24 protein-coding genes are annotated in these 20,243 nt (G+C 39.4%); 6 read left to right on the top strand and 18 right to left on the bottom strand.

The annotated features are described in order from the left end of the window. Window positions 1-308: 308 nt before the first annotated feature. The 3 genes from proS to A5868_RS04790 all read right to left on the bottom strand — a co-directional run bounded on the left by proS (window position 309) and on the right by A5868_RS04790 (window position 3,840). Window positions 309-1,748, bottom strand: coding sequence for a proline--tRNA ligase (proS, locus tag A5868_RS04800; RefSeq protein WP_086305611.1), 1,440 nt, complete (start codon window positions 1,746-1,748; stop codon window positions 309-311). A 316-nt stretch (window positions 1,749-2,064) separates the two neighbouring features. Continuing rightward, entirely contained in the window at window positions 2,065-2,916 is an 852-nt protein-coding gene (locus A5868_RS04795; RefSeq protein WP_010781398.1) for a DUF368 domain-containing protein, read from the bottom strand. A gap of 357 nt (window positions 2,917-3,273) precedes the next feature. After that, window positions 3,274-3,840 (bottom strand): NAD(P)H-dependent oxidoreductase, encoded by a 567-nt coding sequence (locus A5868_RS04790; protein ID WP_010781399.1) that lies wholly within the window; start codon window positions 3,838-3,840, stop codon window positions 3,274-3,276. Between the two features lie 195 nt (window positions 3,841-4,035). Here A5868_RS04790 and A5868_RS04785 point away from each other — a divergent pair, with 195 nt between their 5' ends. Next, a complete protein-coding gene (locus tag A5868_RS04785; protein WP_086305610.1) occupies window positions 4,036-4,563 on the top strand; it encodes a CDP-alcohol phosphatidyltransferase family protein in 528 nt (175 codons plus the stop codon). A gap of 357 nt (window positions 4,564-4,920) precedes the next feature. Here the strand turns inward: A5868_RS04785 and A5868_RS04780 are convergent, their stop codons facing one another. The 14 genes from A5868_RS04780 to A5868_RS04715 all read right to left on the bottom strand — a co-directional run bounded on the left by A5868_RS04780 (window position 4,921) and on the right by A5868_RS04715 (window position 15,454). Continuing rightward, window positions 4,921-6,117, bottom strand: coding sequence for an acetate kinase (locus A5868_RS04780; RefSeq protein WP_086305609.1), 1,197 nt, complete (start codon window positions 6,115-6,117; stop codon window positions 4,921-4,923). Between the two features lie 47 nt (window positions 6,118-6,164). Continuing rightward, on the bottom strand, window positions 6,165-7,172 hold the full coding sequence (locus A5868_RS04775; RefSeq protein WP_086305608.1) for a class I SAM-dependent methyltransferase: 1,008 nt from the start codon (window positions 7,170-7,172) through the stop codon (window positions 6,165-6,167). 166 nt (window positions 7,173-7,338) lie between these two features. Beyond that, window positions 7,339-7,689, bottom strand: a complete 351-nt coding sequence (gene comGG / locus A5868_RS04770; protein ID WP_086305607.1) for a competence type IV pilus minor pilin ComGG — start codon at window positions 7,687-7,689, stop codon at window positions 7,339-7,341. Further along, entirely contained in the window at window positions 7,652-8,065 is a 414-nt protein-coding gene (comGF, locus tag A5868_RS04765) for a competence type IV pilus minor pilin ComGF (RefSeq protein WP_010781404.1), read from the bottom strand. The genes comGG and comGF overlap by 38 nt, the downstream gene beginning before the upstream one ends. Continuing rightward, the gene (gene comGE, locus A5868_RS04760) at window positions 8,052-8,333 is read right to left on the bottom strand and encodes a competence type IV pilus minor pilin ComGE (protein WP_244265154.1); all 282 of its coding nucleotides are present in this window, start codon (window positions 8,331-8,333) and stop codon (window positions 8,052-8,054) included. The genes comGF and comGE overlap by 14 nt, the downstream gene beginning before the upstream one ends. Further along, entirely contained in the window at window positions 8,311-8,775 is a 465-nt protein-coding gene (gene comGD / locus A5868_RS04755) for a competence type IV pilus minor pilin ComGD (protein WP_254908370.1), read from the bottom strand. The genes comGE and comGD overlap by 23 nt, the downstream gene beginning before the upstream one ends. Beyond that, window positions 8,747-9,025: a competence type IV pilus major pilin ComGC gene (comGC, locus tag A5868_RS04750; RefSeq protein WP_010781407.1), complete on the bottom strand. Its 279-nt coding sequence runs from the start codon at window positions 9,023-9,025 to the stop codon at window positions 8,747-8,749. The genes comGD and comGC overlap by 29 nt, the downstream gene beginning before the upstream one ends. Beyond that, window positions 9,022-10,035, bottom strand: a complete 1,014-nt coding sequence (comGB, locus tag A5868_RS04745; protein WP_086305769.1) for a competence type IV pilus assembly protein ComGB — start codon at window positions 10,033-10,035, stop codon at window positions 9,022-9,024. The genes comGC and comGB overlap by 4 nt, the downstream gene beginning before the upstream one ends. After that, window positions 9,995-10,945, bottom strand: coding sequence for a competence type IV pilus ATPase ComGA (comGA, locus tag A5868_RS04740; RefSeq protein WP_044926424.1), 951 nt, complete (start codon window positions 10,943-10,945; stop codon window positions 9,995-9,997). Before comGA ends, comGB begins: the two co-directional genes overlap by 41 nt. Before the next feature lie 92 nt (window positions 10,946-11,037). Then, window positions 11,038-11,688 (bottom strand): tRNA (guanosine(46)-N7)-methyltransferase TrmB, encoded by a 651-nt coding sequence (trmB, locus tag A5868_RS04735; protein WP_010781410.1) that lies wholly within the window; start codon window positions 11,686-11,688, stop codon window positions 11,038-11,040. 82 nt (window positions 11,689-11,770) lie between these two features. Further along, on the bottom strand, window positions 11,771-12,553 hold the full coding sequence (locus A5868_RS04730) for a phosphotransferase family protein (RefSeq protein WP_010781411.1): 783 nt from the start codon (window positions 12,551-12,553) through the stop codon (window positions 11,771-11,773). Between the two features lie 89 nt (window positions 12,554-12,642). Next, window positions 12,643-13,512 carry a D-amino-acid transaminase gene (dat, locus tag A5868_RS04725; RefSeq protein ID WP_010781412.1) on the bottom strand — a complete coding sequence of 290 codons (870 nt, stop codon included), beginning with the start codon at window positions 13,510-13,512 and terminating at the stop codon, window positions 12,643-12,645. 3 nt (window positions 13,513-13,515) lie between these two features. After that, a complete protein-coding gene (locus A5868_RS04720) occupies window positions 13,516-14,724 on the bottom strand; it encodes an ABC transporter permease (protein WP_086305605.1) in 1,209 nt (402 codons plus the stop codon). Continuing rightward, complete coding sequence (locus A5868_RS04715; protein ID WP_086305604.1) at window positions 14,717-15,454, bottom strand: ABC transporter ATP-binding protein; 738 nt, start codon at window positions 15,452-15,454, stop codon at window positions 14,717-14,719. Before A5868_RS04715 ends, A5868_RS04720 begins: the two co-directional genes overlap by 8 nt. Before the next feature lie 278 nt (window positions 15,455-15,732). On the opposite strand from A5868_RS04715, the gene A5868_RS04710 reads away from it, so the two are divergent. The 5 genes from A5868_RS04710 (at window position 15,733) to A5868_RS04690 (ending at window position 19,227) form a co-directional block, all read left to right on the top strand. Next, window positions 15,733-16,158 carry an HIT family protein gene (locus A5868_RS04710; protein WP_086305603.1) on the top strand — a complete coding sequence of 142 codons (426 nt, stop codon included), beginning with the start codon at window positions 15,733-15,735 and terminating at the stop codon, window positions 16,156-16,158. Beyond that, a complete protein-coding gene (locus A5868_RS04705; protein ID WP_010781416.1) occupies window positions 16,159-16,545 on the top strand; it encodes a YtxH domain-containing protein in 387 nt (128 codons plus the stop codon). Window positions 16,546-16,701: 156 nt separating this feature from the next. Further along, window positions 16,702-17,634, top strand: coding sequence for a peptidylprolyl isomerase (locus tag A5868_RS04700; RefSeq protein WP_086305602.1), 933 nt, complete (start codon window positions 16,702-16,704; stop codon window positions 17,632-17,634). A 104-nt stretch (window positions 17,635-17,738) separates the two neighbouring features. Next, window positions 17,739-18,566, top strand: coding sequence for an NUDIX domain-containing protein (locus A5868_RS04695; protein WP_086305601.1), 828 nt, complete (start codon window positions 17,739-17,741; stop codon window positions 18,564-18,566). Window positions 18,567-18,747: 181 nt separating this feature from the next. Continuing rightward, complete coding sequence (locus A5868_RS04690) at window positions 18,748-19,227, top strand: DUF2798 domain-containing protein (RefSeq protein WP_086305600.1); 480 nt, start codon at window positions 18,748-18,750, stop codon at window positions 19,225-19,227. Between the two features lie 171 nt (window positions 19,228-19,398). Here the strand turns inward: A5868_RS04690 and A5868_RS04685 are convergent, their stop codons facing one another. Beyond that, window positions 19,399-20,214 carry a prenyltransferase gene (locus A5868_RS04685; RefSeq protein WP_086305599.1) on the bottom strand — a complete coding sequence of 272 codons (816 nt, stop codon included), beginning with the start codon at window positions 20,212-20,214 and terminating at the stop codon, window positions 19,399-19,401. Window positions 20,215-20,243 lie beyond the last annotated feature (29 nt).

Raw genomic sequence — 20,243 nt, 5'->3', positions numbered from 1 at the left:
ACAATAGCATTTAATTTCCTTTACCGTAAAGAAAAAGTATTTTTACAAGAATGTCTTCTATTTAATGAAGATATTTTGGATGCGGATGCCACTGAGTTTGGAACCACGCAATTCATGATAATAAAAAAACAAGCCTGAACCGATCAAATGTCTTTGATAGGTTCAGGCTCTAAGAATATAACCGCACAGATCAACCTTTTTGGGAAACCAAATTCCCTACCGTCCTGCTTACTGGTGGCTGATTGATAAAACAGTAATTGCAAAAACTTATTTATATAAAAAGTGATTCTGTGGCGGACTTCCTCAAATTAATAAGCGCGTGCGATCCAAACGGTATGCTTCGCAGGCTTTCCATTCACGATATCGACTGTTTTTTCAACAGGTGGGTTAAATGGAATATTCCGTGTAGTGAAGCCAGTTTCTTCTTTGATCTTAGCTTCCGTTTCTTCCGTACCATCCCAACCGATTAAAACGAATCCTGGTGTTTCCCCAGCTTCTTTCGATTTTTCGATATGTGCTTTCAAATCATCTAACGTATCAATATCTGTATGTTCATTCGCTGTATAACGTTTTTGCGCGCTTTCGAATAAACGTTTTTGCATTACATCCAATTGGGCAACAATGTGTTCTTCGATGCCGTCTAAAGAGACAGATTCCTTGTCCGCTAAATCACGCATTTTGATAACGGCTTGATTGTTTTCAAGATCACGCGGGCCAAATTCAATACGTAATGGTGCCCCTTTAAGTTCCCATTCATTAAATTTATATCCAGGTGTATTGTCCGTAGTATCAATTCGAACACGTAACCCTTTCTTAACTAAGGATGCTTTTAATTCTTTCAGACGATCAAGAATTTCAGGTTTCTTTTGCCAAGGGCCAACAGGGATCAAAATCACTTGTGTTGGTGCAACTTTCGGTGGCAATACTAATCCTTGTTCATCTCCATGAACCATAATCAATGAGCCGATCAGACGTGTTGAGATTCCCCAAGAAGTCGTATACACATGGTCATGTTCGTTGTTGCGATTCAAGAATTTAATATCGAAAGCTTCCGCAAAATTTTGTCCAAGGTAATGAGACGTTCCTGCTTGGACGGCTTTTCCGTCACGCATCATTGCCTCTACTGAATAAGTGTCTACTGCACCTGCAAAACGTTCAGATGGTGTTTTTTGTCCACGATACACAGGGATTGCCAATGTATCTTCGATCAACGTAGCATATGCTTCTAAAACGCCCATTGTCCGTTCGCGTGCGCTTTCTTCTGTTTCATGTGCCGTATGTCCTTCTTGCCATAAGAATTCTGAAGTACGCAAGAAAGGCATCGTCTTTTTCTCCCAACGGAAAACGTTCGCCCACTGATTGATTTCGTAAGGAAGATCACGGTAAGAGTTGATCCAGTTAGAAAATGCATCACCGATCAGTGTTTCAGATGTCGGACGTAAGGCATAAGGTTCTTCCAACTCTTCATCGCCAACTTTCGTCAACCAAGGTAATTCTGGCGCAAATCCTTCTACGTGCTCTTCTTCTTTTTCCAAGAAATGTTTAGGGATCAGCATTGGGAAATAGACATTGCGAATATCTTGTGTTTTTAGGTATTTGTTAAAGTCCTCTTGAATATGCTCCCATAATTCCCAGCCATCTGGTTTAAAGATAATACAGCCGCGAACGGGTGAATAATCCATCAAGTCTGCCTTTTGGATTGTTTGTAAATACCATTTTGAAAAATCTTCTTTTTGTAAGTTTGTCATTCATGCATCCTCCTAAAATAAAAATAAAAAAAACCGTTCCATCCCTACAACTTGTAAGGACGAAACGGATAATTTCGCGGTACCACCTTGCTTGGTCAAACATTGTTGACCCAACTTTCAGCTCCAATAACGCTAGAGTCGCGTGCTGTTTTCACAACAATCAACTTTGGTAGGTTCATAAATCTCAGAGGGCGCGTTGATCTTTCAGACGGTGAATCAACTCTCTGCTGCCAATAAAATTTATTACTATTCCAAATGCTTAACACCATATTAAAGACTTCTCATCAAAAATGCAAGCCTAAATGTTAATTTTTTTCTAATCCTCTGGAACATAGCGTTCTTCTAAGCGGCTCATCCACCAGCCCAAAGCTGCTCCTAAAAGGCAGAGAACTGCGCAGCCGAGGAATCCAAGGAAGCCGATCCCGCTATAATCTGTTGGTACGATCATGACCGTAGAGGCGAATACAATTCCTAAAATAAAATGAAACATTGGGGCATAATAGTGACTGAAGACCCAGTCCATCACTTTTGATAAACTCAAAACTGTCACTAATCCTCCGATGCCGATCGGAAGGATCACACCCATATCGACTGTTTTGAACCCGTCTGCCATTGCTTTATACATACCCATATACACCAAAAAATTAGATGGGCTAAGTCCAGGGACAATAAGGCCTAAACCGATCAAACCACCTGCGATCATCCAAGTAAAAAAGTTTTGATCGACTGTCCCGAAGAGACTCGACCCCTTCCACAAAAATAAAAATCCTAAAACAAAACTAACCGCAATAATAACATAATCTTTTGTTCCTCGGCCTTTTTTTCCAGCCTCTTTCCATAATGCTGGGATCGTCCCGATAATACATCCTACAAAGAACCACAGCATAATTGTTTCAAATTCACCCAACAAAAAGCTAACCGCAAACGATAACACGAACACTCCTGTCAGGCCACCAAGTCCCACAGGTATGAAGAAAAGTACATTTTCTTTAAAGTTCTTTGTGATATGGGCTAAAAATGAAATGATTCGTTCATAAATACCAAATACTGCTGCCAAAGCACCCCCGCTGACACCTGGTAAAATAAATCCTGAGCCGATGAACATTCCTTTGATGAAGCGTAAAAACCAGTCGCTTTTATTCGGCTGTGTAACTTTTTCGTTTTCCATAAAAAAATAAGTCCTCCTAGTTCATTTAAAAGAACACATTTTCCAAAAAAATGAAAAATGATTCTAATTGTCGTGGTGTTCATTCGTTTCACGAATAAAAAAAATCCTATTGCACCTTAGTTAGTGTACCGATAAAAAGAAACTGGCGCAAGGCTAACTAGAGAACACGCGTCGAAAACTTATAAATTTTTTTGAGATTTTGATCATTCCTTTACGCATAGTCCTTTCAGAATTGACGACTGTAGGCACAATTTTTTAGTCATTATCTAAAAATAAACGAAATTATTTTTAAGCGATTGATAGCTCAAGCATCAAAAAAAGAAACCGGATGCGCATTGTTTGAACATCCAATTTCTTTTATAATTTATTATACACTGAATCAAGGTACTCTTGACGTTCTTCAAGCGACAAATTTTTTAGAGATCCCAAATGGTGCCAAGAGATATTACGCATCCCTATGTCCTCTAACGTTGTCGTCAATTGATGCTTATAGCTGCGAGTGCAGCGACGCTCTAGACTCTCTGTCGGTTGATCAGAAGTAGTAAAAACAACGACTGACTCAATCGATAACAGTGGCTGGATACCATTCCCGCCATCAAAAAAAGCGAATTCATTTAGCAGCACTTTGTCAAGGAACCCCTTTAGACTAGCCGGCGAGCTGTACCACCAAATTGGGAAAACCAGAACGAGCTGTGTTGTTGTACGTAACAAATTCATATAATGCAACACTAAAGGATCTAAAACAGAACCGCTTTGATAAACTGCCAGCTCTTCTTCCTTCATGACCGGGTCAAATCCGTCTTTATTTAGATCAATTATTTGATAGATTTTCTGATCTTGTTCAAGACCTTCGACCAATCGATTCAAAATACCATGATTAAAACTTTCTTTCCACGGATGATCAATTATCAATGTTGTTGCCATTTCAGTCTCCTCTTTACCCTTTTTAACAAAAATAGCACAAGTTTATTGCATTTCGATTTCATTTTGATTTCAAAAAAGCTAAGAACTTGATAAAGTTAAGTTATATTCACAAATCCCCTCGTCAATTCCTTTCGATAAATGTGTTTATTTTTCAATTTTCAGACAGACGATCCGTAAAAAACAAGGAGTTTGCTCATGTATTATTTACCTAATATAATAACTTTTCTTCGTATTTTAATCGCGTTAGCATTGCCTTTTATAGCAGACAATCTTTTTCTTCCGCTCTATTTATTTACTGGAATGACAGATTTTTTGGACGGATGGCTGGCAAGAAAAATGAATTGGACTACTCCTTTAGGCGCATGGCTAGATAGCGTGGCGGATCATATTTTCTTCGCTTCCGTCACAGTCAAGGTTATAGAGATTTTTACAGTGCCTCTATTTATCCTAAAAGGCGCGCTGCTGATCTTACTGATTCGTTGTCTCTCTTATGTGATCGGCTATTTTCGGTTTCATCAATTCACCAGTTTACATACGTATTTAAATAAATTAACGGGAGGTCTTCTTTTTATATCTCCAATAATCTTATTTTTTCTGCCTATCCATTTGTTAGGTTCGCTTCTGTTGTTTGTTTCGACGCTCTCTGCTTTTGAAGAGTTATTGATTGTGTTGACTTTTCCTAAGATAGATAGAAATGTACCAACTTTTTTTAAAAGAAAATAAATCGTCTCATTACGGCTTCTTCTTATAGTAGGTAAACTATGGATTACTCATTTATTTAAAAAAAGGCGAGGTGATTATGTAATGAACGAGGATAAAAAAGGATTTTAATGCCATACTGGCGAACAATAAAGGCGAACGGAGAAATCAACCCGAAATTCTCAGGAGGAATAGAAAAATAGAGGGAAATGCTTGAGGCAGAGGGGCATCGTGTCATTCGTCCAGGAAAAAAATTCCCGATAGTATGTTGAAATTTTGAAGATGCAATGTATGAATTGTAAGTTCCATTTTTATGATGAAAACAAACCGAATTTATGCAGTAAAAAAAACCTTTACCTATTTCGGTAAAGGTTTCAATGTTTATTTACTCAAGCGTTCAACATCACGAGCAATCATAACTTCTTCATCTGTTGGAATTACAAAAACCTTCACACGAGAATTTTCAGTGGATAGCTCTGCTTCTTTTCCGTGGATACTCTTATTGATCTCTTCATCAATTTCGATACCGAACCACGTCATATTTTCTAAGACCATGCTGCGAACAGGATCAGCATTTTCCCCAACACCAGCAGTGAAGACAATCGCATCGACACCATTCATCACTGAGATATATTGCGCAATGTATTTACGGATGCGATCGCAATAAATTTCTAAAGCCAAGATGGCATCTGCATTGCCCTCTTCAGCGCCATTTTCGATATCACGCATATCGCTTGAAATACCGGTTAGACCCAAAACACCTGACTTTTTATTTAGAACATCAATCATTTCGTTGATATCTTTGATACCTGCTTTTTCCATCAAGTATGGCAATAATGAAGCATCGATATCACCTGCGCGCGTGCCCATTGTCAGACCCGCTAACGGAGTGAAGCCCATTGACGTATCTACTGATTTCCCACCTTCGACAGCAGTTACAGAACCACCATTACCGATATGAGCAGTGATGATTTTTGTTTCTTCAATCGGTTTGCCCAGTAACTCTGCTGCACGTTCAGAAACATAACGATGGCTCGTTCCGTGGAACCCATACTTACGAGCTGCGTATTTATCATAGTACTCTTTAGGAATGCTGTATAAATAATTGACAGCAGGCATTGTTGCATGGAAAGACGTATCAAAAACAGCTACACTTGTCACATTCGGTAAAATATGACGGAATGCTTTAATTCCCATCGCATTTGCCGGATTATGCAACGGCGCAAATTCACTTAGCTCTTCAATTTTCGCCAAGACATCGTCATCAATCAAAACAGAATCTTTGAAGTATTCGCCGCCTGCTACTACACGATGACCTACGCCAGTGATTTCATCAAAGGATGCAATGATTTTCAACTCAAGTAATTGGTCCAATAACATTTGAACGGCAACTTCATGGTCTTTGATATCAAGAACTTGTTCAAATTTTTCACCTTCACCGTATTTGATAGTGAAGATAGAATCATTTAAACCGATTCGTTCAACGATTCCTTTTGCGATTACTGATTCTTCAGGCATTTGATAAAGCTGCCATTTTAGGCTTGAACTGCCTGCGTTGATTGCAATTGTTTTTGACATTTTAACTCTCCTTTGTTATTAAATTACTTTTCGCTCCATTGAGCAGTTTATAAATTAGAAGACTTCCAGTCCTCGAATTTTTTAAAGAACTCTGTTACTTGGGCAGGATCTTTTAGGGAAGGAAGATGAACAAGCAATACTTTTTCTACCTGTTCGGCCGTCTCACCTTTTTTTTGTAACAGTAAAATACTTTTCCTTGAATGTTCAGATTGGAATAATTCGTCTGGCAATTGGATAATTCCTTGAAGCAATACTTGATCCTTCAACCATTTTTGCAACAACGGCCCTTGTTCTGTTTCAAGAAAATTACTTGGTACTAAGAATAATCCAAAGCCATCTGGCTTCACATAGTTCATCGCTTGTTCCATCAATAAATGATGCGCATAACTATGCTCTTTCTCAGAATGAGTCGCAAATTTTTCCGCTTGCTGATCATTTGGATAATAGCCGACTGGTAAATCTCCGATCACATAGTCAACAGGGTCAACTAATAAATCTTGCAAACTATCTTGGTGGAATAACTTAATTTCTTCATCCATCAGCAACCCATCTGAAGCAGCAATGGCTAGTAAGGTTTCGTCGTTATCCACGCCAATTCCTTTAACAGAATAATTTGCTGCCTGCAAATTGATCACTGTTGTCAGTAATAAATTTCCCATTCCGACAGTAATATCTAAAATTTCTAATGGCTGATCCTTTTTCACTGTTAGTTGTTCTATCAAGAAAACAAATAGGAAACCAATACTGTCAGGTGTTAACTGATGATTGGGTTGTAATCCTTCATTTTTTGAACCTTTAAGTAAAATCAATTGGGTTAGCTTTCGCCAATCTTCTTTCCCTAGATCCAATGCTAATAATTCTTGATATAATGCTTCTACTCTTGCAACAGTACCTGCATCTGGTTGCTCTTCAAAGACACGTACTTTTGCATTGTCGACCAAGTTCTCCGTATTTTCGATGTAAGCGTCAAAAAAAGAAGTTCCTAGTGAACGTTGCAATACGATAACTGCTTCTTCCATCAATGAAAAAGCTTTCTCAATTTTCTCTGGATCCATCTTGCACCTCACAAACTAATATAACACTCACGATACCTGTTCTATTTTAGCGAACATGCACCAATTAATCAATCGCTTTCTTTCTTTTATCATCGATTTCCTAATTCGGTGTAAAAGTACCTTTCACACTGTATTCTCTCTCTTTCGCGTGATATCAAAGGCTATATCAATCCGAAGAATTTGATGTTCTATTTTTTTCAAAAAATTGATATGTTTTCTTTTTAATTTTCACATTCATTACTAAGCGATTCGCCTCTGTCTCATAGGCGATCTCTCCTTTATTGAATTTCCATACACCATTTTTATTTTTCAACTTTGGATAATCTGCTAAGAAAAGCTCTTTAGCGATCTTAGCTTCATACAACTGCTCCGTTCTTTTTGTTAAATCTGCTGTTTGATGATAGCTTGTTGTTAAATTTAGTAATAAGAAACTAAATAGAAAAATAGCCAATAAGACGGAAAGTAAAATTCCGCCTTGGCTATTCGATGATCCATGTCCCTTCTTTTTGTTTTCCATCCTTGAAGGTAACCACAAAATCCACTCCATGATTTTTTTCTTGGCAAACAAATCGACTCACTCCTGTTAATAATGGCTGATAGCCATCAGATTGGCTTTTAATAATTTTGTCATTGCTTTTCTTAATAACTATTTTTTTCTTTTCATCATTCTCCGCCCAAATCTCACGTGAACTGGTTTGTTTATAATGGAGACCCTCCATCTCCGTTTCCAATTGTAGTAGATAGATTTCCCACTCTAGCTGATGATACCCGCTAAGCGACTGTTCCATCTTATGCGCATGTTGAATTAACCCAGAAAGCAACAACAGAATTCCGCTTAGCATCAAAAGCGCCACTAAACTTTCTAACAATGTGAAGCCGCTATTTTTTCGCAATCAGAATTCCCCCCTGTTGATTTGACGCCGTTCCATTTTCCAAGGAAATAGAGATTTGTGGCCGGGTAGACTCCCCCTCATGTATTCTGCACCGTCGAGTTTCAATATACAGGTCGCGATAATTTTCTAAATTCGCCAGACGTTGATGGCTCTCCTTTTGCATTTTAACTGTGACGCCCACATAACTAGAAACAAGAATCAGTAATATCGCCAAACTAATCAAACTTTCTAACAAGATGTACCCTTCATTTCCTTTCAAAACGACCACTCCCCAGTTGAAATTGATACGTAATCTTTTGATTGTCTTCTGTGAAAACCACATGCGGAATACTGCCATTTCCAGGCTGTGTGGTCGATATATTCCCCGTTCCTGCTTTGAAAGCAATCGAATACCCACTTTGTAACTTCACAGTACGGGGGATCTTTAATTTTCTCCAAGACAGCTCAGTATGATTTGTAAAAAAATCAATCAGCTGCGCCTCATTATGAAGATCGATCCGTGTATTGCGCTGGTCGGCAATTGCAACTTGTTGGATATGCAGGGTAGACTTCTCGAACTGATAATAGAAAAACTCTTTTTCCAACTGTTGTTGCCACTCCTTAATAGCAAGCGTTGGCAGTAAAACGAAGATGCAAACCAGCGCAAGAACGATCAGTGTCTCAATGAGTGTAAATCCCGAATTATTTCGGTTGTTTTTGGGCTCTTTCATACGCGTCATACTGCTCCTTTTTGACGTATTCTTGATCGATTAACTCTTCTCTTGTGGGTGTCTTTCCAAAATCTAATTCATACACTTGAATTTGTGTTTCTACTACTTTTGCTATTGCTGCATCGCTTTTTTTACTAGCGCTTTCTTTTTGATTAATTAGTTTAGGCACGAATAATAATAAAAGCAGACTGATTACAAAAAGTACGACCAACATCTCTAATAAGGTGAACCCAGATACTTTCTTTTTCATATAATTCCCTCCAAATTCGTTAACGGCAAAAGCATCGTCATGTATAGGCTGATAATCAAAAGGGCAACGATCAAAAAAACAAGGGGCTGCAACCAAGAACACAGGAATTCTAACTGATTGAAAAAGCGACGCCAGACTAATTGACTGTAAGTTAACAACTCTTTGGCCAAATTCCCTCGAGCTTCTCCTTGAAAGATGATTCGTCCAAACTCTTTGGTTAAAAATGGGTAACGCTTCAATTCTTCGGCTAGCGAGCTGCCTTGAGCTAAGCGGATCTTCAAATCTGCTGCTAATTCTTGCATCAATGATTTTCCATCTATAGACAATAGACATTCGATAATTTGATTTAATTCCAATCCTTGCTGAAAAAGTTTGCCCCATTCCAAGGCAAAATAGGCAGAATAGTAATTACTAAATAATGCTCCGACTAACGGTACTCTTGCTAAAAAGCGAAAACGGATCAAAAAGTTTTGTCTTCTCCCCCAAGCTTGCCAGCATACTATTAATACTAAAAAAAACAGGATCATTCCTAAGGCAATCACAGGAACAACTTTTATGAGCTGAACCGAAAAATCCTCCTCCCGAATCATTCCGCTAGCTAATAGCTGAGGCAACAAGAAAAACCGCATTCCCAATAAAATAACAATTAGAAACACCAATAGAAGCAACGGGTACGAAACCGCCTTGAGAAAATTCTCTCTTTGACGTTGGACTAACCGCATTTGTTCAGCAATTCCCAGCAATGTTTTTGACAAGTCACCGTGAGAATCAGCAAGTTCTATTTGTAGTATTTGATCGTTTGAGTAATTCAACTTTGCAAAACTCACCGCTAAATTTTCCCCTTGATGGAGGTCTTTTTGTACACCGATTAATACAGAAGGCAGAAAAATGTTTGCATTAACAAAGAAGTCCAATGCCTGCTGCAAGCTAAACCCATTTTCCATCAACTCACCTAATAAATGAGCAAAATCAATTCGTTGTTTTCTGGTCAGTTTGTTTCTGTGCCACACGACGCATCCCCTCTTCCCAGGTGAATGTCACCTTTTCTTGATAAAATTGGTAACTTGTCAATAACCCTACCGTTTGGTCTATTGGTAAAAGTTCTTGATAAATAATTCCCCGTAGGCATTCTTTTAGTAACGAGGCCTCTCCTCCAAGCTCAAAGACCCGTGCATGAGCAGTTTCTAAGCTGGCAGCATGAAGGGTAGCAAATACGCAATGACCCGTTAACGCGGCTCGAATTGCGCCTTGAATCGTCTTCTCATCACGGATTTCACCGATAATCAACACATCTGGATGGTGTCTCAATGACAACTTGATCAGTTCATCATAGCTTTGTTGAATTTTTTCATTTACTTGCAACTGTACAAAATCAGGTTCTTCAATTTCTACCGGATCTTCAATGGTAATAACTTGCCCTTCCATTTCACGTGCCAACTTGTACATCAATGTTGTCTTACCCGAACCCACAGGCCCGCAGAAAATATACAGCCCTCTTTTTTTAGTATGCCTTCGCAAAATATCCAATTGCTCAGACAAGTGGTAAACCTCGGGACTAGTACCAAACTGATGTAAAAATCGAATAACTAAACTCTCCCGTTGTAAATAATCTCCTACCGTGGACAGCCTCAATCGCTGATTCGTCTCCGGTAACGGATAAGAGATCGCCCCAAGCTGAACTTTGCGCTTTTCGCTGACATCCATTTGCCCCAAATATTTGAAGCGGTTAATCAACTGCAATGCCGTACGTACATTCATTTCATTATCAACATAGGAAAGATCTGAGTTCTTATGCTCATAAAATGGGCCTCTGCGAAAAAAGTATCGATACTTATCTTTTTGGGGCAACAAATATAAATCTTGCATTTGGTGGTCAAAACCATATTGAATCAATTCGTCTGAAAGCTCTTCGATCTCCATTTTTATCACCTCAAAAAACAAGATACGTAAAAACTTTTTTCTGCTCCAAAAAAAAGAAGATAAACCTAAAAGGTCTATCTCCTCGTCTGCCATTATTTTGTCTTATCCTGAAAACGTGCTTCCACTCGATAAATTCGCTGTCCTTTGTTTGAAAACTTCTCTTCATATTCGGTCATAATATTTCCCTCAAAAGAACTTTCGTGCAGATCTAACCAAACGTGTTCAAGAGTCATTCCGTATTTTGAGAAACTACTCAATGAATATTCAAATAACCCTTGGTTGTCTGTTTTAAAATGGATTTCTCCGGCTGGCTTCAAAATCGCTTCGTCTACTTTTAAAAAGCTTGGCGATGTCAGTCGGCGTTTTTCATGTTTTTTCTTTGGCCATGGATCAGAAAAGTTCAAATAAATCTGATCTACTTCGCTGTCCGCAAAATAATTCGTCAGCTCTGAACCATCTACATGTAGCAATTGTAAATTAGGCAATTCTGCTTCAACTAGTTTATCTAAAGCTAAAGAAATCACGCTCACTTGCATTTCTATACCGATGTAATTGATCTCGGGATGAGCCGCCGCCATTCCAGTAATGAACTGCCCTTTACCCATGCCAATTTCAATATGGATCGGGTGATCGTTACCAAAACGTTCAGACCAGCGCCCTTTCCATGATTCAGGCTCTTGCACCGCATATTCAGGTCGAGCCGCCAGCATTTCTGCTGCGCCCGGACGATTTCTAACTCGCATGTTTTTCCTCCAAAAACTATTTTCTAATTCTCGTTTCTTTCTATTATAGCTAATAAAACTCGCAAAAAGCTGAACAAAACGTTCAGCTTCCAGCAAAAATTCGTTTTAATTGTAAGATCGATTGGTTCATGTGATGAAATTCTTCCCGTTTGTATTGACGAGCAATCTCTAACAGCAAACTCATCAACCCATACCAATAGACACGTTCCATGTTCTCATCAGTTGGGCGAATCCCATAGCGAACAAGCCACTTGCTCCAGCTAGATAACGGCACATAGTTTCCTAAAATCGTTCCAATATCCAGAGCAGGATCAGCAAACATCACGGAATCCCAATCAACCAAATATAAATAGTTGGAACAAACCAACCAATTTCGATGATTTACATCACCATGTACCACCGTATAATTTTTCTTTGCATACGTCGGTATATTTTTTTTAAGGTACGCATACACCAGCTCAATGAACGCATTTTGTTCGATCATCGTCGGTAAATTCGCCTCATAATCAGCCAATAGCTGCTGTGGTGAAACTTGGCGTCCACCCATTTTTTTTAACATCACTTTCAATGAAGGCGAGTGATGTAAGTGATACAGTACATCTACTACGTCATTGCGACGCGGTATTTCTTCTGGTTCGAGAATACGACCATCCAACCATTCTTGAGCAGTCAATGTATCGCCGTTTCCTGTCCGTTTGATCCAAACAAGTTTCGGTGCGATTCCTTCACGAGATAAAGCCGCCAACATTGGGGTGGTATTTCGTTTAATGAAGACGCGATCTTCGTCACGATAGCCGATATACGTTTTTCCTGTATCGCCTTTGATCGGCTGCACACGCCAGTCACTATCCAACTGAAACTCCATTCCCAAGGCCCTCCCCTAGCATTTTAAACGTATTTACTATTTTAGTCGGGGAAGGGCTCTTCGTCAAGAGCATGTATGTTCTTCTTTGATTATTTTTCATCACGATGTGCCTGAACCGATAAATTCACTGCTTCGATGTAGGCGTGAAGAATTTTTTTCGTTACCTTCCCTGGCATACCGTCGCCGATTTTTTGATTGTCAATTTCGATAATCGGCATAATTTCTGCCACTGAGCTCGTTTTGAAACATTCATCAGCTGCTAACAGCTCTTTGTCTGTGAACGCCTCTTCTTTCAATTCAATACCTAAAGCTTTTGCAATTTCGCGAATTTTGATTTTTGTGATACCTGGCAAAATCAAATTCCCGTCCGGATGCGTATAAAGAACTTCATTTTTTACCATCCATAAATTTGAGGCAGAAGCTTCTGTCACGTAATTGTCACGGACCAAGACAGCTTCTTCATAGCCGTTTTGTTTGGCCTCATCTAATGCCAAAAGATTCCCCAATAGGCTGATAGATTTTATGTCACAATGCAGCCAACGTTTATCTTCTACAAATCCAGCACGGATACCAATAGTTTGTTTCGCCGTTGGACGAGAAGCCGGCTGAATATCCGCCATCAGGACCGGCGGAACTTCCTTCGGATCAGGAAAATCATGCAGCCTTGGTTTTGCAGTTCCCCGTGTCACTTGGAAATACACCCGCGCGTTCTCCAAACCAGCTTCCTTGGCTAATTGGTGCAACCGTTCGCTAAGCGCCTCTTTCGTAAAAGGAAGTGTCATACGGATTTTTTCAGCACTCACCCATAGTCGATCTAAATGCTCCTTTTCCATATACATGTATCCATCGTAAATACGGATAACTTCATAAATACCATCACCAAATTGGTAGCCGCGATCCTCTAAATCAATCTTTACTTCTGATTCATCAACGATTTGATCGTTCCATAATACCTTCATTCTTTAATCCTCCATTTTCTTTATCCTTGTTGGGAGATAGAACCACGCAAACAAACTAATTTCGATTAAAAGTAACACAAGTATGATCAAACTTCCAACGATTGACAAATGTACAAGGCTGCACAACGTGAAGATAAGTGCTGCAGCAACTAATAAAATCACCATCAAGTGCTGCAAAGCCGTTTTTTTGTATTTTTTTGACACAGGATAAAGCTGTGTCGCACTGATATAATCAAATTGTCCATACAATGGAATCATTTGAAACCCGATCAAATAAATAAACAATAGACTGACTCCAGCAACAAATCGGATGTCATTCAAAGAGAGCAACAGAATACTTCCTACAATCAACAAGCGGAAAAACAACCCGCCAAATTCTGCCCCCCGTAACGCGCCTCGCGCAAACAAATAAAGATACGTGTTTTCCTGTTTAAAGGAAATTCTCGCCAATAGACCATCTAGATATTTCCTACGACGAACCTTTGCTTCGACTTCTGGAACATCCGTAAACAAATTAATAAATTGATAGATCCGATGCAGTCGAGCATTTTCACGCGCAATCATCTGGCTCCAATCCAGTAACTGGCTTTTCTCTTGTGTCAACACTACAAATCCCATCATCGTAGCTACTGCCAAGACTGAACCTAGCCATGCCATGCTGTAAAGGGCGATAAAAATGATCGCTCCGCTCCCGACAAACCAAGCGAAATACAAACGCTGCGTCTGCTTGCGCGTTCTTTGGTAACAGGCGAAGCGCTGGATTCTAAGATTTGCTAATTTCAGACTCCACAACACTACTATATAGAAGAAAAAGTTTATAAACCCTATTTGCTTCGCTAATACCACTAAAGGGAGCAGTGCACCGCATAAAAGCAGTTCAACTGTAAATGGCAGTGCCAAGGAGTGACGCAACCCGCTTGTCAAATAATTGCCCATTTCTTTTTCTTTCGGCAATAAGAAGGTCATATCAGCAGGCTCAACGAGAGTAGCTAATCTCCCAAAGGGTAAAACGAGCCACCACACTACCCCGACGATCGGCAGACTCCAAGGGAAATCTGGTGGCAGTTGTTTTAACAGGTTTGAATAATAAAAGGCTAGACCGCCAACTAAAAACAAGCACACCAATACAAAATGATCATTTAAAACATAGCGCATGTACTTCATCATTTTTTTCTGGTGGCGTTGACGCCTCAATAGAAAAAAATCATGCATGTTCCTTCTCCTTTGTTAAAGCGATATAAATTTCATCTAAAGAAGAGCCTGGCAAATTGAATTCTTGCTGCAATTCTTGCAACGTACCAAGTGCCCGCACTTCACCCTCATGAAGCACAACGAAACGATCGCAATATTTCTCTGCTGTCGCTAAGATATGGGTAGACATTAAGATCGCGGCCCCCTGTTCCTTCATGGTCACCATCAATTCCAACAGAGCATTGATAGCCAATGGGTCCAATCCTAAAAAGGGTTCATCAATAATGTATAAACTCGGTTGGATCAAAAAGGCGCATAGCACCATTACTTTTTGTTTCATTCCTTTTGAAAAGTTCACTGGAAACCAGTCTAACCGATTTTCCAAGCGAAATGTTTTCAATAACGACTCTGCTCGTTGCATCGCTTCTTCTTTAGGAATACCATAGGCCATTGCAGTAACTTCGATGTGCTCTCTCAACGTTAATTCTTCATACAAAGATGGCGTCTCAGGAATGTATCCAATTTTCTTTCGATAATTTTCTGGGTCTTGCTGCAGGGTAAGTTCATCAACCTTGATCGTCCCCTTTTGTGGTGTTAATAACCCAATAATATTTTTTATCGTCGTAGATTTTCCCGCGCCATTCAAGCCAATCAGGCCAATCATCTCGCCATTTTTAACATCAAAATTAATATCCTTTAAAACAGGCACGTGTCCATACCCGCCTGTTACGTGTTCTATTACTAAACTCATGCGTTCCCTCCAAGTTCCTATTTATAAGAAAACAACTATTATAATTCTCCAAGGTCTTTTACCTAAAATAAGTAGCCCCTCAGTCAAAGTTAAAAGAGCGGCTCATTCATAGTTAACATTATAGCAGAATCCTGCAAATAATTAATCTTCACTTGACCTTTTACAGCACAAGTATTCCAAGTTATGGTAAAGTTAAGGAAGAATTTTCAGTTGTCGGGACATTTTACCCATACTGACAGCACAAAATAAATCACCACGAAACAGAAAGGATGTTTGCAATGGAAAATTGTATTTTTTGTAAAATCATTAATCAAGAAATTCCCAGCTACAAAATTTATGAGGACGACAAAGTCTATGCTTTTCTAGACATCTCACAAGCAACAAAGGGGCATACTTTAGTAGTCCCTAAAAAGCATGTTACGGATATTTTCGACTATGATGAGGACTTGGCAGCAGACTTCTTCGCACGTATTCCTAAAATTGCACGTGCGATTGAACATGCTTTTCCTGAAATGGACGGATTAAATATCTTAAATAATAATAAAGAACTTGCCTATCAATCCGTTTTTCACTCTCATATCCATTTAGTGCCGCGTTATAGTAAAAAGGATGACTTTTCAATTCATTTTGGAAATCATGCGGATCAACAAACAGCGGAAGAAATGCAATTGATTGCTGATCAGATTAAGGAGCAGGTGAAATAAATGGGCTTTTTTAAAGGAATTCTATTTGGTGCCGGTTTAGGAACCTTAGGCGGACTTCTATTAGCACCGCGTAAAGGTGAAGAGACCCGCGAAAAACTAATTACAAACACGCGTGAGTTGGTTGAATTAACGGATGAATTAAACGATAATTTGGCGGCGTTCCGCGAATCATTGGTTACTTTAAAAGGAACGTTTGATACGCTGGTCCCAGCTTTCAAATCAGGAGTCGAAAAAGATGTAGAAGATTTTCGCTTTCAGGCAGAGCCTCGTATCCAACAGATTCAAGCGCAACTTGAAAAGATCAATCAGTCTTTACCTGTCACGGAAGAAAAGACGGTACTGAAAAAAGGACGCTTTACACTGGAAAGACCCACGGACGGAGACTGATTCTCCAGTGTTTTTTGCTTAGTTAATTGTGCTTTTATTGTGAATTTTCTCGGAAACTATTTTTAACCCCCTTTCCTTTGCATTTTTAGGTGTGTTATAGTTGAAAAGGAATAACAAACGGATGTAAATTATAATTTTAGGAGTTGTAGCATAGAAATGAAGAAAAAGATTCTTTTAGCCACTGCTGGCTTACTTAGTGTAATTGTATTGGGGGCCTGTTCAGGTGGATCTAGCCAGGACATCGCAACAATGAAAGGCGGAAAAATTACCGTCGAAGATTTTTATAACGAAGCGAAAAAAGAACAATCAAACCAAAGCTTAGTTCGCAACATGATCATCTATAAAGTATTTGAAAATGCTTATGGAGACAAAGTTTCAGATAAGCAAATCGACAAAGAGTACGACAAGCAAGAAAAACAATTGGGCGATAGCTTTGAAAGCCAATTAAAATCTGCTGGCTACACAAAGAAATCTTATAAAGATTACTTGAAACAATCATTAGCTTTCCAAGAAGGTTTGAAAGCTCATGTGAAAATCACTGATAAAGATACAAAAGCTGCTTGGGATTCCTTCCATCCAGAAGTGACTGCTCGCATCATTTTAGCAAGCAGTGAAGATGAAGCAAAAGAAATCAAAAAACAATTAAATGACAAAGGTGATTTCGCAAAAATCGCGAAAGAAAAATCACAAGATCAAACAACGAAAAAAGATGGCGGAGAGATCAAATTTGATTCTCAATCAACAAACGTGCCTGCTGAAGTAAAAGAAGCTGCTTTCAAATTGAAAGACGGCGAAGTTTCTGACGTGATCACTGCGATGGATTCATCAACTTACCAATCAAGCTACTACATTGTCAAAATGGAGAAAAATTCTTCTAAAGGCAACGACATGGATAAATACAAAAAAGAATTGAAACAAATCGCTGAAGATACAAAAATGGCGGATCAAACCTTCTCTTCTGAAGTAATTGCAAAAGAATTGAAGAAAGCAAACGTGAAAATCAAAGATGATTCATTCGAAAACATCTTATCTGATTTCTTAACCACAAATAGTTCAGGTAAAAAAGCAACAACTGAATCAACCAAATAGTTTGATTGAAACAAAAGGGGAATTCCAAGCGGAGTTCCCCTTTTTTGCCTATTCATGCTACAATAAAGTAGCGAATACTTATAATTAGAAAATGGGTGAAACATATGAAAAAATTTGCCTCTAAAGAAGCAGAAAAAGATTATTATGAACACGAAGCTGACGAAGCTGCATTCGTTGCTTGGTATAAAGAACAAGAACATCCCGAATATGACAAGCCGTCAGTAACGGTCGATATCGTCATCATGGGATATAACAAAGAAGAAGACCAATTAAAAATTTTATTGATCCAACGACGCGGCAATCCGTATCGCAATTCATGGGCATTACCCGGAGGCTTTGTCGAACGGAATGAATCCACGAATGATAGCGTTCGGCGTGAGACTGCTGAAGAAACGGGCTTAACGATTGGCCGGAAAAGTGTGGAACAGCTGCATACGTTTAGTACTCCGAACCGTGACCCTCGTGGTTGGGTAATTACGGTCAGTTATTTGGCCTTCATTGGGCAAGTCCCACCTACTGCTGGCGATGATACACAAGATGCCCGCTGGTTCAATCTTGAACGTCATGGTGAAACGATCAGCCTGACAAGTGATGATATTTCCATTGAGATCGAATTGGAAGCTGGGAAATCCGTCGGAAAAGATACGTTGGCCTTTGACCATAACGAAATCATTCGCAAAGCATTCAATCGAGTGTTAAATAAAATGGATCATGAACCTCTCATCCTGCAAGTATTGGGCGAAGAATTTACGATCACCGAAGCCCGTAAAGTGTTTGCGAAGTTTTTAGGTGTCGATTTCAAGACAGTCGATCATTCCAATTTTAAGAAAGCCATGCTGCAATATTTCGATGAAATCGGTGAACGTCCAGTCGGGATCGGACGTCCTTCAAAGATTTATCGCCTAAAAGAAGAGATCGGCGAAAAAAAATAAAAATTTTACTTACATGAAATTGAAAAATCTGTATATAATGGAACAAGCAAAAAAGAACGTTCCATAACGCAGTGAAGATACCTTAAAAGGCCGTCGTAGCGAGTTATACGATGGCCTTTTTTGCGTCCGAAATTCCATTAATTATTTTTGGAGGATCGGTCTACATTATAGGAGGATTTTTATGCCAAGTAATAAAAGAGAAAGTTTTGTTTATACGATAATGATGTGTTTTGTGATGGTATTCTGGATGAGCACGTATAACATCGCCCTCCATTCAGGTGCTTTTACATTGGAAAGTTTAAAATCAGCTTGGCTGGGGCTGCCATTGGGGTATTGCTGTGCACTGCTTCTTGATTGGTTTGTGGTTTCTGGCCCGGCGAAAAAAATAGCCTTTCAATTAATACCGACATTTTCTAGTCCTTTGCGCAAAGTGATTACTGTCTCTAGCTGCATGGTTTTACCAATGGTCTTCTTCATGTCTCTTTATGGGACGATCGAGGTATTGAGTCAAACACACCATTGGGAACAGTTTTTTATTATCTGGGGACTCGCTATTCTAAAGAATCTCGTTATGGCTCTTCCTTTCCAATTGCTTGTGGCTGGTCCATTGGTTCGAAAAGTTTTTAGAAAAATTTTCCCGATCGGTACGATTTTAGCCTAATGCAAAATAGCCAAGAACACTTGAAACATGTTCTTGGCTATTTTGTTTGACGGATCGCTGTTTCCATCAAGAGCATTCTTTATTTTTCTCAACCTGCAAGAGGATTTTCTCTATCGCGCGTACTTCCTTACGCAGTTTCTTGGTAGTGCAGCATCAAAAAAATTCTTTCTTCTATTTTGCTAAATTTTTGAGAATTTCTTGATAACGTTTCGTCGCGACTGCGCTTGTTTGACCTTTTTGACAAAAGGTCAATTTCCGTAATTTCGGAACCACCCGTTCAACGACTACTTGCCCATCCACTGTTTTGTCTTTAAATAATCCAAAGGCTTCCATAAATCGCGCGTCTTTACGAGCCTGCTCATAGAAGGACAAGACATAGAGATAGTAAAATAAATTGTATCCGCGAAATGGATATTCCACCTGCATGAACAGCGTTCCGATTCCGTAATGACAGGGACCAATCGGCAGTTTCGTCTCCCAATGATGCAAGAGAAATTCAATCGCCGCCTCTAATTCTGACGCGTCAACAGTTTCTATCTGGCGGAAAAGTTCCAATGCATTCAATGTCGGCAGTGGATTGGAAACGGTTGTTTCAGGTCCTTTGCCAAAGTAGAATTTTTTGCACCACCAGCCGCCGTCTTCGTGACGTGTTGCCAGTAAGTGTGTGACAGTCTGTTTCATTCTTGGGTCATCCCCATGACCTAACCGTACGAGTAACGTAGCCGCTGGGATTGTTTGGCATGGGAATATTGCTCCTTTAGGATATAGCTTGAAATCCCCGGGCTCCTGCCAGCTTTCCCATAAAAGTTGCGCTATCTCTTGTAAGACTTCTGTCTGCGGATCCATTCGCAGTTCCAATAAATACTCCGCCGATTCTAAACATGAAAAAGGCGCCCCTTTTCCTAAGCGTCGGTCTTCTGTCGTCCAATAATCCCACCCTTGATCATAACGGCGATCCAAAATTGCTTGAATATCTTCAGTATTCATCTCTTTCTCCTCGCGCACTTTCTTTTAAG

This window comes from Enterococcus sp. 12F9_DIV0723 (assembly GCF_002174375.1).
Lineage (GTDB): Bacteria > Bacillota > Bacilli > Lactobacillales > Enterococcaceae > Enterococcus_A > Enterococcus_A gilvus.
Note: the sequence above shows the minus strand (reverse complement) of the source record. Positions and strands in the feature narration are given on the sequence as shown.

Bases quoted from the DNA above. Each gene is read 5' to 3' on its own strand.
- A5868_RS04700 (WP_086305602.1), top strand. From the start codon at position 16,702: ATGAAGAAAAAGATTCTTTTAGCCACTGCTGGCTTACTTAGTGTAATT.
- A5868_RS04720 (WP_086305605.1), bottom strand. From the start codon at position 14,724: ATGCATGATTTTTTTCTATTGAGGCGTCAACGCCACCAGAAAAAAATG.
- A5868_RS04685 (WP_086305599.1), bottom strand. From the start codon at position 20,214: ATGAATACTGAAGATATTCAAGCAATTTTGGATCGCCGTTATGATCAA.
- comGG (WP_086305607.1), bottom strand. From the start codon at position 7,689: ATGGAAAACAAAAAGAAGGGACATGGATCATCGAATAGCCAAGGCGGA.
- A5868_RS04785 (WP_086305610.1), top strand. From the start codon at position 4,036: ATGTATTATTTACCTAATATAATAACTTTTCTTCGTATTTTAATCGCG.
- A5868_RS04790 (WP_010781399.1), bottom strand. From the start codon at position 3,840: ATGGCAACAACATTGATAATTGATCATCCGTGGAAAGAAAGTTTTAAT.
- A5868_RS04715 (WP_086305604.1), bottom strand. From the start codon at position 15,454: ATGAGTTTAGTAATAGAACACGTAACAGGCGGGTATGGACACGTGCCT.
- A5868_RS04730 (WP_010781411.1), bottom strand. From the start codon at position 12,553: ATGGAGTTTCAGTTGGATAGTGACTGGCGTGTGCAGCCGATCAAAGGC.
- proS (WP_086305611.1), bottom strand. From the start codon at position 1,748: ATGACAAACTTACAAAAAGAAGATTTTTCAAAATGGTATTTACAAACA.
- A5868_RS04780 (WP_086305609.1), bottom strand. From the start codon at position 6,117: ATGTCAAAAACAATTGCAATCAACGCAGGCAGTTCAAGCCTAAAATGG.
- trmB (WP_010781410.1), bottom strand. From the start codon at position 11,688: ATGCGAGTTAGAAATCGTCCGGGCGCAGCAGAAATGCTGGCGGCTCGA.
- A5868_RS04705 (WP_010781416.1), top strand. From the start codon at position 16,159: ATGGGCTTTTTTAAAGGAATTCTATTTGGTGCCGGTTTAGGAACCTTA.
- dat (WP_010781412.1), bottom strand. From the start codon at position 13,512: ATGAAGGTATTATGGAACGATCAAATCGTTGATGAATCAGAAGTAAAG.
- comGD (WP_254908370.1), bottom strand. From the start codon at position 8,775: ATGAAAGAGCCCAAAAACAACCGAAATAATTCGGGATTTACACTCATT.
- comGA (WP_044926424.1), bottom strand. From the start codon at position 10,945: ATGGAGATCGAAGAGCTTTCAGACGAATTGATTCAATATGGTTTTGAC.
- A5868_RS04795 (WP_010781398.1), bottom strand. From the start codon at position 2,916: ATGGAAAACGAAAAAGTTACACAGCCGAATAAAAGCGACTGGTTTTTA.
- A5868_RS04695 (WP_086305601.1), top strand. From the start codon at position 17,739: ATGAAAAAATTTGCCTCTAAAGAAGCAGAAAAAGATTATTATGAACAC.
- A5868_RS04775 (WP_086305608.1), bottom strand. From the start codon at position 7,172: ATGGATCCAGAGAAAATTGAGAAAGCTTTTTCATTGATGGAAGAAGCA.
- A5868_RS04690 (WP_086305600.1), top strand. From the start codon at position 18,748: ATGCCAAGTAATAAAAGAGAAAGTTTTGTTTATACGATAATGATGTGT.
- comGC (WP_010781407.1), bottom strand. From the start codon at position 9,025: ATGAAAAAGAAAGTATCTGGGTTCACCTTATTAGAGATGTTGGTCGTA.
- A5868_RS04710 (WP_086305603.1), top strand. From the start codon at position 15,733: ATGGAAAATTGTATTTTTTGTAAAATCATTAATCAAGAAATTCCCAGC.